13 protein-coding genes are annotated in these 12,561 nt (G+C 75.1%); 8 read left to right on the forward strand and 5 right to left on the reverse strand.

The annotated features are described in order from the left end of the window. Positions 1-36 precede the first annotated feature (36 nt). On the reverse strand, positions 37-204 hold the full coding sequence (locus ACSU53_RS23450; protein ID WP_437030694.1) for a hypothetical protein: 168 nt from the start codon (positions 202-204) through the stop codon (positions 37-39). A gap of 224 nt (positions 205-428) precedes the next feature. On the opposite strand from ACSU53_RS23450, the gene ACSU53_RS23455 reads away from it, so the two are divergent. The 4 genes from ACSU53_RS23455 to ACSU53_RS23470 all read left to right on the forward strand — a co-directional run bounded on the left by ACSU53_RS23455 (position 429) and on the right by ACSU53_RS23470 (position 4,547). After that, entirely contained in the window at positions 429-1,646 is a 1,218-nt protein-coding gene (locus tag ACSU53_RS23455) for an NYN domain-containing protein (protein WP_437030695.1), read from the forward strand. Positions 1,647-1,880: 234 nt separating this feature from the next. Beyond that, positions 1,881-2,855, forward strand: a complete 975-nt coding sequence (locus ACSU53_RS23460) for an ABC transporter ATP-binding protein (RefSeq protein WP_437033366.1) — start codon at positions 1,881-1,883, stop codon at positions 2,853-2,855. A gap of 122 nt (positions 2,856-2,977) precedes the next feature. Next, positions 2,978-3,799: an ABC transporter permease gene (locus tag ACSU53_RS23465; RefSeq protein ID WP_437030697.1), complete on the forward strand. Its 822-nt coding sequence runs from the start codon at positions 2,978-2,980 to the stop codon at positions 3,797-3,799. Between the two features lie 34 nt (positions 3,800-3,833). After that, positions 3,834-4,547, forward strand: a complete 714-nt coding sequence (locus ACSU53_RS23470; protein ID WP_437030699.1) for an AAA family ATPase — start codon at positions 3,834-3,836, stop codon at positions 4,545-4,547. Positions 4,548-4,824: 277 nt separating this feature from the next. Here the strand turns inward: ACSU53_RS23470 and ybaK are convergent, their stop codons facing one another. The 4 genes from ybaK to ACSU53_RS23490 all read right to left on the reverse strand — a co-directional run bounded on the left by ybaK (position 4,825) and on the right by ACSU53_RS23490 (position 9,143). Continuing rightward, on the reverse strand, positions 4,825-5,325 hold the full coding sequence (gene ybaK, locus ACSU53_RS23475) for a Cys-tRNA(Pro) deacylase (protein WP_437030701.1): 501 nt from the start codon (positions 5,323-5,325) through the stop codon (positions 4,825-4,827). A gap of 154 nt (positions 5,326-5,479) precedes the next feature. After that, positions 5,480-6,220: an LON peptidase substrate-binding domain-containing protein gene (locus ACSU53_RS23480; RefSeq protein ID WP_437030703.1), complete on the reverse strand. Its 741-nt coding sequence runs from the start codon at positions 6,218-6,220 to the stop codon at positions 5,480-5,482. An 11-nt stretch (positions 6,221-6,231) separates the two neighbouring features. Continuing rightward, a complete protein-coding gene (locus ACSU53_RS23485) occupies positions 6,232-7,320 on the reverse strand; it encodes a hypothetical protein (RefSeq protein WP_437030704.1) in 1,089 nt (362 codons plus the stop codon). Between the two features lie 236 nt (positions 7,321-7,556). Further along, positions 7,557-9,143 carry an oxidoreductase gene (locus ACSU53_RS23490; protein ID WP_437030706.1) on the reverse strand — a complete coding sequence of 529 codons (1,587 nt, stop codon included), beginning with the start codon at positions 9,141-9,143 and terminating at the stop codon, positions 7,557-7,559. 193 nt (positions 9,144-9,336) lie between these two features. On the opposite strand from ACSU53_RS23490, the gene hisD reads away from it, so the two are divergent. Genes hisD through ACSU53_RS23510 form a run of 4 tightly spaced genes read left to right on the forward strand, consistent with a single transcriptional unit; the run spans position 9,337 to position 12,561 of the window. Further along, the gene (gene hisD / locus ACSU53_RS23495) at positions 9,337-10,677 is read left to right on the forward strand and encodes a histidinol dehydrogenase (RefSeq protein WP_437030708.1); all 1,341 of its coding nucleotides are present in this window, start codon (positions 9,337-9,339) and stop codon (positions 10,675-10,677) included. Further along, positions 10,674-11,816 carry a histidinol-phosphate transaminase gene (locus tag ACSU53_RS23500; RefSeq protein WP_437030710.1) on the forward strand — a complete coding sequence of 381 codons (1,143 nt, stop codon included), beginning with the start codon at positions 10,674-10,676 and terminating at the stop codon, positions 11,814-11,816. Before hisD ends, ACSU53_RS23500 begins: the two co-directional genes overlap by 4 nt. Next, a complete protein-coding gene (hisB, locus tag ACSU53_RS23505; protein WP_362089011.1) occupies positions 11,813-12,406 on the forward strand; it encodes an imidazoleglycerol-phosphate dehydratase HisB in 594 nt (197 codons plus the stop codon). Before ACSU53_RS23500 ends, hisB begins: the two co-directional genes overlap by 4 nt. Continuing rightward, positions 12,403-12,561: a hypothetical protein gene (locus tag ACSU53_RS23510; protein WP_362089010.1), complete on the forward strand. Its 159-nt coding sequence runs from the start codon at positions 12,403-12,405 to the stop codon at positions 12,559-12,561. Before hisB ends, ACSU53_RS23510 begins: the two co-directional genes overlap by 4 nt.

The following is a 12,561-nucleotide window of genomic DNA, read 5'->3' on the forward strand; positions in this document are numbered from 1 at the left end:
CCCCGTCCCGGGCGTCAACGTTCCGGGACGAAGGGGTCAGTTGTGGCCGAAGCGCTTCTGCCGGCCCTTGCCCCGGCCGACGTCGCCGGGGGTCACCTCCGTGGTGCGCTGCTCGTCGGGCGTCTCCATCGCGGTGGGCTGCGCCCCACGCGGGGCGCGCTCGGCCTGCGGCTGCTTACGGTCACGGTTCTTGTTCTTGGCCATGGTGGTGCCTCCTGTGGGTATCTAGGGGCCAGGGCCGGGATCAGATTCACATACCCTGATAACAAGCGCATGTTGGACAATTACCGTGCGTGACAGGGACGGTGGGGAGGAAGTGTGGAAACGCCACGCCGAAGATCGAGTTCGGGCCGTCAACCCCGGCGTGGTCGGGCAGACTCGAACCGAGCCCAGCCCGAAGCAAGCCTCCCGGAAAGAGGGTGGATCGCGTGGACCGCTGCATCGTCCTGGTGGACGCCGGCTATCTGCTGGGGGCGGCCGCCAGTCTCCTCGCCGGGGAGCCCTCCCGCTCCCGCATCACCGTCGACCACACCGCCCTGATCCAGGGCCTGCGCGAGCGCGCCGAATCGGACACCGAGCAGCCGCTGCTGCGCATCTACTGGTTCGACGGCGCCCCCGACCGCGTCCCCCAGCCCGAGCACCGCCGGCTGCGCGTGATGCCACGTGTCACCGTCCGGCTCGGTGCGCTGACCCGCAGCGACGGCCGCTGGGCGCAGAAGGGCGTGGACGCCGCGATGCACGCCGAGCTGACCGAGCTGGCCCGCAACCGCGCCTGCTCCGACATCGTCCTCGTCACCGGCGACGGCGACCTGCTGCCGGGCATGATGGCGGCCAAGGAACACGGTGTCGCCGTCCACCTGTGGGCCGTGCAGGCCGCCGACGGGGACTACAACCAGTCGGAGGACCTCGTCGCCGAGGCCGACGAGCGCCGGGTGCTGGACCGGGCCTGGATCACCCAGGCGGTACGGCCCAAGGAGCACCCCGGGACGTGCGCCCCGCCGCCCGCGCCCCGGCCCGAGATCGCCGCCATCCTGTCCGCGCCGCTGCCGGAGTCCGCGCTCGCCGCGGCGGCCGAGCGCACCGCCCAGGAGCCCCGCGAGGCGGCCCCCGCCGGGCGGAACGGCACGGCCGAGCGGCCCCCGGCGCCCGGCACCAAGGGGGTGCCCACCCCGAAGGACCTGGCGGCCCTGCGCGGGCCCGCCGCCGCGCACCCCCAGCCGCCCGCCTCCGCCACCCTGCGCTGGTCCTCCGACAGGGGCTGGGTCGACCGCCCGGCCGCCGAACCCGCCGAGGCCGCCTCCATGCCGACCCTCGCCCAGCTGACCACGGCCGAGCAGCGCTGGGCCGACCGCGAGGAGGACATCACCACCGTCGGCGGCGACCCCTACGAGGTGGGACAGGTGTTCGCCCGGCGCTGGGTGGAACGCCTGGGCGACCAGAGCCACATCCAGAAGCTGTCCGCCATGTACCCGCGCATCCCGCACCGCGTGGACGGCGAGCTGCTGCGCTACGCCGCCCGCTTCGGCCTGCTCGCCCACAAGGACGACCAGATCGACGAACGCGACCGCTACGCCATCCGGGCGGGCTTCTGGCGCGAACTCGACCTGCGGACGGGCACGGAACGGGCGGCCCCCTCCGGGGAATGACCCGGCTGTCGCTCCCGGCGCCGGGGAGTGGCCGGTCTTTCCCCTGGCCGGCGCCGTCCGCCGCCCGGTCCGCCGTCCGCTGCCGGGTTGATCGCGGTTGCGGCCGGTTGGGCACCCGGCGGGGGACATGCGGGCCCCGGGGCGACCCGAGGGCCGGCCGGGGTTCGCGACCCCGTAGTCTCGTGCCTTGTGAGTACGCGCGCGGCACAGGGAACCCGGCACGACGGCGAGGTCGTGTGTGCGGTGCGCGGGCTGACCAAGACCTATCCCGCGGTCCGCGGACGGCGCGGGGTGCCCGCGACACCCGAGGTCCGGGCCACCGACGACGTCCGGCTCGACATCCGCCGCGGGGAGATCTTCGGGCTGCTCGGACCCAACGGCGCCGGCAAGTCCACCCTCGTGCGCCAGCTCACCGGACTGATGCGCCCGGACCACGGCAGCGTGGAGATCCTCGGCCACGACATCGTGCGCCACCCCGAGCGGGCCTCCCGCATCCTCGCCTACCTCGGCCAGGAGTCCACCGCCCTCGACGACCTCACCGTGTCGCTCGCCGCCGAGACCACGGGCCGGCTGCGCGGCCTGGAGGCCCGGCGCGCGCGGGCGGAACGCGACGTCGTCCTGGAGGAACTGGGGCTCACCCCGCTCGCCGGGCGTCCGCTGCGCAAGCTGTCCGGCGGGCAGCGCCGGCTGGCCTGCTTCGCCGCCGCCCTGGTGGGCCGGCGGCCGCTGCTCGTGCTGGACGAGCCGACCACCGGCATGGACCCGGTGGCGCGCCGCGCGGTGTGGTCCGCCGTCGACCGGCGCCGGGCCGAGCACGGCACCACCGTGCTGCTGGTCACCCACAACGTCATCGAGGCCGAGACCGTCCTGGACCGGGTCGCCGTCCTGGACCGGGGCCGCGTCATCGCCTGCGACTCCCCGGCCGGGCTGAAGGAGCAGGTCGCCGGCGAGGTCCGGGTCGACCTGGTCTGGCGCGAGAAGGCACCGCTCCAGGTGCCCGAGGTGGCCGCCCTGCGGGACCGGGCCGTGGAGTCGGGCCGGCGCTGGACCCTGCGGCTCGCGCCCGAGGAGGCCCGCACGGTCGTCGCCACCGTCACCGGCGGTGCCGCCTTCGCCGCGCTGGACGACTTCACGCTGGCCACGCCCAGCCTGGAGGACGTGTACCTCGCGCTGGGCGGCGCCGTGCGGCAGGGGCTGGTGAAGGCGTGAGCACACGGGCCGCGGCATCCGTACGGAACGGGGCGACCACCTCCGCCGGGCCGGGCGAAACCCCGGCACGGCGGCCGGGCCGGCTTCCGGGCGAAGGTCCTAGCGAAGGAGAGCAGCGCGACGTGAGTGTCGTTCCCGCCGATGTCCTGCCGGGCGGTGCCCTGGCCGCCGAGGAGACCGCGCCGGCCGCCGCCGAGCTCGGTCCCCGGGCCCGGCTGTGGCCCTCGCTCGCGGCGGTGTACCGGGCCCAGCTCTCCCGGGCGCGGGTGGCGCGGATCCCCCTGCTGTTCGTCGCGACCTTCCAGTCCGTCGGGATCATGATCCTGATGCGCGGCGTGGTCGACGGCGGCGGCGAGGCGCGGGCCGTGGTCGCCGGATCGTCGGTCCTGGTCGTCGCCTTCGTCGCGCTGAACCTGCTCGCCCAGTACTTCGGGCAGCTGCGCTCCAGCGGCGGCCTCGACCACTACGCCACCCTGCCCGTCCCCCCGGCCGCCGTGGTGCTCGGCGCGGCCGGCGCGTACGCCTCGTTCACGGTGCCGGGGACCGTCGTCACCGCCGTGTTCGGCTGCCTGCTGTTCGGGCTGCCGCTGACCCACCTGTGGGTGCTGGCCGCGGTGATCCCGCTGGCGGGCGCCGCACTCGCCGGGCTCGGCGCGGCCCTGGGCCTGCTCGCCCCGCGGCCGGAGCTCGCCACCCTCCTCGGCCAGCTCGGCATGTCGGCGGCGCTGCTGCTGGGCGTGCTGCCCGCGGAGCGGATGCCGGAGGCGGTGCGGCTGGCGCGCGACCTGCTGCCGTCGACGTACGGCGTCGAGGCGTACGCGCGCACGTTCGCGCCGGATCCCGACTGGGCCTTCGTCCTCGGCGACCTCGCCGTCTGCGGAGTGGTCGGGGTGCTGTCCCTGGCCGTGGCGACCTGGGCCTACCGCAGGGCCGCCGTCCGGTGACGCGCCGCACAGCGACGCCTGGCACGATGTCAGGGTGAGCGCACCTCTGACACCACCACCGCCTCCGCACGAGCATTCCGCCTCCGGCGCGGGCCGGTCCGCGGCCGTCGACAGCACGACCGCCCCGGCCGAGGACGCGGCGCACACCGGACACCCCCAAGACGGCTGGTACGGACAGGACGGCCCCGGGATGAAGACGGAACTGCGGGAAGCCGCCGTGGCCGCGGTGGCGGTGGCGCTCGGCGGCGTGCTGCTCGGGGTGCTGTGGTGGTGGCTCGCGCCGCGCGTGCCGCTGGTCGGTGACGCGGTCGACGGCAACTGGGTCGTCTACGTCAAGGAGACCGAGGGCGAGCAGGCCGTCGGCGTCGACGGAACGTTCACGCTGCTCGCGCTGGCGTTCGGCGCGGTGAGCGCGCTCGCGGTGTTCCTGGTCCGCCGGCACGGAGGGGTGCCGCTGGTGGTGGCGCTGGCCGTCGGCGGTCTGCTCGGCTCGGTGCTGGCCTGGCGGCTCGGGGTGTGGCTGGGACCCGCCCAGGACGTGATCGCCGAGGCGCGCCGGGTGGGCGAGGGCGCCACGTTCGACGCCCCGATGAAGCTGGGCGCGGAGGGCGCGCTGCTGGCCTGGCCGCTGGCGGCCCTCGTCGTGCACCTCGGTCTGACCGCGCTGTTCGGCCCCCGCGACCCGGAGCCCTACCCGCCGGCCGACCCGCACCTGCCGCAGGGCCCGTACGGAGCGCCCGGAGCCTGAGCCGTGCCGGCGGCCGGGACAGCCCGGCGCCCGCCGCCGGTCTCACCCGGGCGGCCCGGTCCGCCGCCTCACCCGGGGCGCGCGGCTTGTCCGGCCCGTGTCCGGGCGGCGGCGCGCCCGATCCGTGGCGCGGCCCGTCCAGTCCGTCGCCCGCCCGTTCCCGAGGGGCCGGCTGACCGTGCCTGAGCGGCCCGTCCGGCCTGCCCGTGCCCGTCCGGCCCGTGCCCGTCCGGCCCGTGCCCGTCCGGCCCGGCTGACCGCGTCCGAGCGGCCCGCCTCACCCGCGCCCGATCGGCGCGACGACCGCGCCGGTCAGTGCCGCCAGGTCGTCCGGGGAGAGCTCGACCTCCAGACCGCGGCGCCCGGCCGAGACGCAGACGGTCGGGTGGCGGGCGGCGGACTCGTCCAGCACCGTGCGGAGCCGCTTGCGCTGGCCGAGCGGGGAGATGCCGCCGCGGACGTAGCCCGTGGTGCGCTCCGCCAGGGCCGGGTCGGCCATCGCGGCCCGCTTGCCGCCGACCGCCGAGGCCAGGGCCTTCAGGTCCAGCTGCCCGGCCACCGGGACCACCGCCACCGTCAGCGTGCCGTCGACGTCCGCCACCAGCGTCTTGAACACCCGGTCCGGCGGCACCCCCATGGCCTCGGCCGCCTCCTCCCCGTAGGACGGGTGCGCGGGGTCGTGCTCGTAGGTGTGCACCGTGTACTCCACGCCGGCCGCGGTGAGCGCCACCGTCGCGGGGGTGCCCCCCGGCTGCTGCTTCCTGGACTTCTTCGCCATCGCGGCGGGTACCTCCCGGTCCTCGTGGGTCTGCTGGGTGCCGCACGCTGCGGCGGGGCGTCGCGGGGCGTCGTGGGGCGTCGCGGGGCGTCGTGGGTCGGCCGGACGGCCGCCCCCGCCGGGGACGCGTGGCCGGCCGGCCCGGCGCGGGGAGTCAGTTGAGGCTCGTCGGCCCCCGGGTCAGGTCCGCCGCGGGCAGCGACGGCAGGTTGCGGATGATGGCCGTCTCCGCCCGCAGCAGGGTGAGTTCGTCCCGCAGCCGTGAGGCGGTGTCCGGGGCCTGGAGCAGCCGCTGCTTGGTCGGGACGTCCAGCATCATCGCGGCGGCGACCAGGTAGGACACGACGCCCGGCTCGTCCGGCAGCTCCGAGCCCGTGGACAGGGAACGCTCGCGCGCCCCGGCGAGCCGCTTCTGATACTGCTGGAACGACCGCAGCACGCCCTCCGCCAGGGCCCCGGCCTCGTCGCCCGGTTCCTCGGGGACGGTCTCCAGCTCCGCCTCCAGGTAGGGCCCCGAGGCGTCGACCGACAGCAGCCGCACCCGGGTGGTGCCGGTCGCCAGCACCTCGAAGGTGCCGTCGGGCCGTTCCCGGACGGTCGCCGCGTCGGCCACGCAGCCGACCTGGTGCAGGGCGCGCGCCGGGTCGGCGCCGAACCCGGCGGCCGCTCCGCGCTCCGGCACGGCCGTCGGGTCCGGCATGCCGGGGGCGCTGGGCGCGACCTCGTGGCCGTCGCGGATCGCCACGACGGCGAACCGGCGCGGCTCGTCCTCCGGGGTCTTCAGCAGCTCGCGCATCATGGCGCGATAACGCTCCTCGAAGACGTTGAGCGGGAGCACGAGCCCCGGGAACAGCACCGTGTTCAGGGGGAAGAGCGGGAGCCGGACGGTGGTCACGACGCAAAAGCCTAATGGTCGCCGCGGCCGGACCGGCCGCCCCGTTCACTCCGCGGATGGCCGGGTCCGCCGCGCAGGGGCGCGCGCCGGGTGGCGGGGGCGCCGGACGCCACCGCCTCGCGCACGGCCCGGCGCACCTCCAGGAACCGGCCCAGCGGGTCCTCCGCGTCCCGGTCCCACGGGAAGGAGGTGGCGTACGGGCCGGTGCGGCGCAGCTCCTCCAGGGCGTCCGTCCAGCGCTCCAGACGGACCAGGACGTGGATCAGCACGTTGCGCGGTCCGGCGGGCCAGGAGCGGCCCGCCGGGAGGCGGGCGGACAGGGCGACGGCGCGGTCGGCCGCCGCGTCGAGCCGGGCGCGCGGCACCTCGGGGCCGCAGCCGTCCGTCAGGTAGCCGTACGCCGCCAGCAGGGGCAGCGTCCGGGTGAGCGAGTCCTCCGGCGCGTCCTGGGCCGCCCGGTCGGCGAAGTCGAAGCACTCGCGGTGCGCGCCGTGCCAGGCGGACGCCAGGTAGCGCAGGGCGGCCACGTGGCTGCCGTAGTGGTGCGGGGCGCGGCGGACGGCCGCCGCCCACACCTCCTCGACGTACCGGTGCCCGGTGCGGGCCCCGCGCGCGTGGTCCAGGGCCAGGCGCCAGGGCACCGGGTCCCGTCGGTCCGCCCGGGCGGCGGCGGTGATCAGGTGGTTCAGCTCCCGCAGCAGTTCGGCGCGGGCGGGGGAGTCCCAGGCCCGGTCCACCGCCAGCTGGGCCTCCACCAGCAGCAGGTCCGCGTTCCCGGGGCCGAGGGCCCGCCAGGTGTCCAGCCAGTCCGGCCGGGAGCGCGCGAAGCCCGCCAGGCGGCGCACGTACCGGTCGCGGCGCTCCCAGGCACGGGTGCGCCGGGTCGCCGCGAGCAGGTCGGCGGCGGGCCGGTGGTCCCCGGCGGCGGCACCGACGAGGGCCGGGCCCAGCACGTCGTCGGGCGCGTCGAGCAGCACGTCGTCGTCGGCCGGCAGGACGACGGTGCCGGGGGAGGAGGGCGCGGGGCGCCGGAATCCCCTGAGCCCGCGGATCCGGGACGAACGGGTGGAGGGGTGCAGCGGGGTCATGGTGTCGACCATTGAAAGACCGCAGGTCACAGCGGCGCCACCCCTGGTGTGGAAGTCGCGGAAGGTTGTACGCCGCTCGGTCAAGGGACGGCAAAATGGCGCCCCGGGGACCTCGTGGGTTCCGCACGGGCCCGGACCGGGGCGCCCGGAAGCCCGCCGGGCGTGCCACCGGGCCCGGCCCCCGGTCGTCGCCGGCCGGTCGTCGACGGCCGGGGCGGCCACCGGAGTGCGGCGCCGCGCCCCCGCCGTCAGTGGCGCCGCAGGGTCCGGGTGGCGCCCGCAGCGACCGTGGTGGCCAGGATCCAGCCCAGCAGGACGAACGCTGCCGCGAGCCACTGCCAGCCGCCCCGCAGTTGCCAGAAGCCCACCTGGCCGAGGTCGATCACCGGCAGCAGCAGGTCCAGGGCGAACAGGGACGGGTTCCAGGCCGGGTGCTCGCCGCTCTTGATCGGCGGGTGGTGCGCGCGGGCGAACGCCAGCGACCCGCCCGCCCACAGCACCGCCATCCACACGGCGGCCCGGCCGGGCCGGTACCCGTAGGCCACCGTCCAGTCCTGGGCGTACCCCCAGAGCTTCGCCGCGACCGGGAGGCTCTCGCGGCGGCGACGCTGCTTGGCCAGCAGCACCTCGCGGGCGTCCTCGTCCTCGCCGCTCTCCCGCAGGACCGCGGCCAGCCGCTCGTACGGCTCCGGGTTGTACTCGGCGCTCGCCGCGGCCACCCACCTCAGCCGCATCTCCAGCGGGAACGGGCCGCGCGGCACCAGGTTCTCGTAGGTGAAGCCCCCCATGTGCAGGCGGCCGGGCCCCGGCCAGCTGTCCGCGCGGTCCATCAGGTTCACCACCCGGGCCCCGGACAGCACCACCCGGCCGCGTGCCGGCCGCTCCCCGAGGAAGCGCAGTTCGGACGTCTGCACCCGGCGCAGGGACAGCTCCTGGTCGTCGGTGAGGACGAACCGGGCCCGTTCGAAGTCGACCGCGTCCCCGAACCGCCCGTCGTCCAGGCGTATCCCGCCGCGGCAGTCGAAGCGCTGGATCCGCGTCCCGCGCGCCGGTGTCATGCCGCTGCGCGCCTGGGAACCGATCCCCGCCGGGGTCAGGTACAGCGACCGCTCCACCGTCAGCTGGGGCGCGTTCAGCGCGAGCCGGGCGTGCGGGTTGTTCAGCCGGGCGCCGCGCAGGCTCAGCGAGACGCCTATCTGCGCGCTGCGCAGGCTCAGCTCCCCGTGTGACTCCAGCATCTCCGCCGTCAGGTCCTGGCCCACCGTCATGCCGTCCCCGGCGATCGAGCGGCCGCTGCGGTCCCGGTGCACGACGGCCTGGTTGAGCAGCAGGTCCGTGCCGATCCGGGCGTCCGTCAGCCGTATGCCGCCCAGGAACCGGCAGCGCGGCAGGTGCAGGTCGCCCTCGGTGTGCAGGCGGGCCGCCTCCAGCCGCGGCACCGAGCAGTCCACCAGCCGCACCGTGGTGAACCGCGCCTCCGGCAGCAGCACGTCCCGCTCGAAGCGGCAGCCCCGCATCTCCAGGTACGGCACCACCGTGCCGCCCGCCAGGTCGAGGGTGCCGCTGATGCGCACCCCCACCAGCTTCAGCGAGGAGACCCGGCCGGTCAGCGCGGGCGGTCCGTCCAGCAGCAGCCAGCACACGACGCGGGCGCGCACGGTCCGTTCCGGTCCCCAGGGGTGCACCCCGTGGGGGTCGTCGACGCCCGGGTCACCGCTGCTGAGGTCGTACACGCTGCCGTCGCGGAACGCCTGCCACATGCCGGCCTCCACCGGCGTCAGGTCCTCCGGCGGCTCGCCCGTGCGTCCCGTGTCCGGTCCCGCCCCGTCGGTCACGGCCTTCCCCTCCCTCCCGGGTACTCGCCGGTTCGGTCCTTCGTACAATCGGTGATGCCCGATCCGGTGACCCGTTGAACACGGAAAGTGAAATCGACGGGAATCGCGTGTGCGGACGGTCACCGAGGGTGCTCCGTATCAGCCACTGGAACGGGCGCACGGCCTCCGGCGCGGGTCTGAGAGAATTGGTGCCGTGCTGCAACATTCCTTCCTGGCCCGAATCGATCTGCGCGGCGACGCCCTCCCCGAGGGCCCCGCGCTGCGCGACCTGCTGCCGCGCGCCGACTTCGACGTGGCGACCGCCCTGGAGAAGGTGCGGCCGATCGCCGAGGCCGTGCATCATCGCGGCGACGCGGCGCTGATCGACTTCGCCGAGAAGTTCGACGGGGTGCGCCTGGAGTCGGTCCGGGTCCCGGCCCGGGCGCTCGACGACGCCCTGGAAGGGCTCGATCCCGCCGTGCGCGCGGCCCTGGAGGAGTCCATCCGCCGCGCCCGCGTCGTCCACCGCGAGCAGCGCCGCAGCACCCGCACCACCCAGGTGGTGCCGGGCGGCACCGTCACCGAGAAGTGGGTCCCGGTCGACCGCGTCGGGCTGTACGCGCCCGGCGGCCGGTCCGTCTACCCCTCCTCCGTGATCATGAACGTGGTCCCGGCGCAGGAGGCGGGCGTCCCGTCGATCGCCCTCGCCTCCCCGGCCCAGGCCGACTTCGGCGGGCTGCCCCACCCGACCATCCTCGCCGCCTGCGCCCTGCTCGGCGTCGACGAGGTGTACGCGGCCGGCGGCGCCACCGCCGTCGCGATGTTCGCGCACGGCACCGAGTCCTGCCCGCCCGCCGCGATGGTCACCGGCCCCGGCAACATCTGGGTGGCCGCCGCCAAGCGCTACTTCACCGGGAAGATCGGCATCGACGCCGAGGCCGGCCCCACCGAGATCGCCATCCTCGCCGACGCCACCGCCGACCCGGTGCACGTCGCCGCCGACCTGATCAGCCAGGCCGAGCACGACCCGCTGGCCGCCGCCGTCCTGGTCACCGACTCGCCGGAGCTCGCCGACGCCGTCGACGCCGAGCTGGCCCGGCAGGTCGCGGCCACCAAGCACATCGACGACCGGATCGTGCCGGCCCTGTCCGGCAAGCAGTCCGCCACCGTCCTCGTCGACGGCGTCGAGGAGGGCCTGCGCGTGGTCGACGCCTACGGCGCCGAGCACCTGGAGATCCAGACCGTTGACGCCGCCGCGGTCGCCGACCGGGTGCGCAACGCGGGCGCCGTCTTCGTCGGCCCCTGGGCCCCGGTCTCCCTCGGCGACTACGCGGCCGGCTCCAACCACGTCCTGCCCACCGGCGGCTGCGCCTGCCACTCCTCGGGCCTGTCCGTCCAGTCCTTCCTGCGCGGCATCCACATCGTCGACTACGGCCAGGACGCGCTCGCCGACGTCGCCCACCACGTGGTGACCCTGGCGGAGGCGGAGGACCTGCCCGCGCACGGCGCGGCGATCAAGGCGAGGTTCGGCTGGAAGGTACCGACGAGCACGTGACCACTTCGATCGACGCACTCCCCGTACGGGACGAACTGCGGGGCAAGTCCCCCTACGGCGCGCCCCAGCTCGACGTGCCCGTACGGCTGAACACCAACGAGAACCCCTACCCGCTGCCCGAACCGCTCGTCGAGTCCATCGCCGCCCGGGTCCGCGAGGCCGCCCGCGACCTCAACCGCTACCCGGACCGCGACGCCGTCGAGCTGCGCACCCGGCTCGCCGCCTACCTGACCGAGACCTCCGGGTACCCCGTCGGCGTGGGCGAGGTCTGGGCGGCCAACGGCTCCAACGAGGTCATCCAGCAGCTGCTGCAGACCTTCGGCGGGCCCGGCCGCACCGCGCTCGGCTTCGAGCCGTCGTACTCCATGCACGCCCTGATCGCCCGGGGCACCGGCACCGGCTGGATCTCCGGGCCGCGCGAGGCCGACTTCTCGATCGGCGTCGCCGCGGCCGAGCGGGCGATCGCCGAGCACCGCCCCGACGTCGTCTTCGTCACCACCCCCAACAACCCCACCGGCAACGCCGTCCCCGCCGACACGGTCCGCGCCCTGTACGACGCCGCGCAGGCCGCCAAGCCGTCGATGGTGATCGTCGACGAGGCGTACGTCGAGTTCAGCCACGGCGACTCGCTGCTGCCGCTGCTCGACGGCCGGCCGCACCTCGTGGTCTCCCGCACCATGTCCAAGGCGTTCGGCGCGGCCGGACTGCGCCTCGGCTACCTCGCCGCGCACCCCGCGGTCGTGGACGCCGTCCAGCTCGTCCGGCTGCCCTACCACCTGTCGGCCGTCACCCAGGCGACCGCGCTGGCCGCCCTGGACCACACCGACCTGCTGCTGAAGTACGTGGAGCAGCTGAAGGCGGAGCGGGACCGGCTGGTCGCCGAGCTGCGTACCCTCGGCTACGAGGTGACCGCGTCGGACGCGAACTTCGTCCAGTTCGGCAGGTTCCCCGACGCGCACACCGCCTGGCAGCGGATCCTCGACCGGGGCGTCCTGGTCCGGGACAACGGAGTACCGGGCTGGCTGCGGGTCACCGCGGGCACCCCGGCGGAGAACGACGCGTTCCTCGACGCGGTCCGTGACAAGCAGTTGTTGACGGGGGACACCCCCACGTCCTCCCCGAAGGAGCAGAGCGCATGACCCGCGTAGGACGCGTGGAACGCACCACCAAGGAAACGTCCGTCCTCGTCGAGATCGACCTCGACGGCACCGGGAAGACCGAGATCTCCACCGGTGTCGGCTTCTACGACCACATGCTCGACCAGATCGGCCGGCACGGTCTGTTCGACCTGACCGTGAAGACCGAGGGCGACCTGCACATCGACTCGCACCACACCATCGAGGACACCGCCCTCGCCCTCGGTGCCGCCTTCAAGCAGGCCCTCGGCGACAAGAAGGGCATCTACCGCTTCGGCAACTGCACGGTGCCCCTCGACGAGTCCCTCGCCCAGGTCACCGTCGACCTCTCCGGCCGCCCCTACCTCGTGCACACCGAGCCCGAGAAGATGGCGCCGATGATCGGCGAGTACGACACCACGATGACCCGCCACATCCTGGAGTCCTTCGTGGCCCAGGCCCAGGTCGCGCTGCACGTCCACGTGCCCTACGGGCGCAACGCGCACCACATCGTGGAATGCCAGTTCAAGGCCCTGGCCCGCGCCCTGCGCTACGCCAGCGAGCGGGACCCGCGCTCCGCGGGCATCGTGCCCTCCACGAAGGGCGCCCTGTGAACGGCCTGTCCACCCTGCTGATCGTCGTCGGCCTGTTCTTCGTCGGCGGCATCATCTCCTTCGTCAAGCAGGGGATGCCCAAGGGCCTGGTCGCGGTGCTCGGCTTCGGGGCCGGACTGTGTCTGCTCGCGGGCGTCCTGCGGCTGGAGGTGTGA

It is taken from the genome of Streptomyces sp. enrichment culture (assembly GCF_964273255.1).
In the GTDB taxonomy this organism is placed as follows: Bacteria; Actinomycetota; Actinomycetes; order Streptomycetales; family Streptomycetaceae; genus Streptomyces.

Excerpts from the sequence above, each read along its gene's own strand:
- ACSU53_RS23450 (WP_437030694.1), bottom strand. The coding sequence starts at position 204 with ATGGCCAAGAACAAGAACCGTGACCGTAAGCAGCCGCAGGCCGAGCGC.
- ybaK (WP_437030701.1), bottom strand. The coding sequence starts at position 5,325 with ATGGCGAAGAAGTCCAGGAAGCAGCAGCCGGGGGGCACCCCCGCGACG.
- ACSU53_RS23485 (WP_437030704.1), bottom strand. The coding sequence starts at position 7,320 with ATGGTCGACACCATGACCCCGCTGCACCCCTCCACCCGTTCGTCCCGG.
- hisB (WP_362089011.1), top strand. The coding sequence starts at position 11,813 with ATGACCCGCGTAGGACGCGTGGAACGCACCACCAAGGAAACGTCCGTC.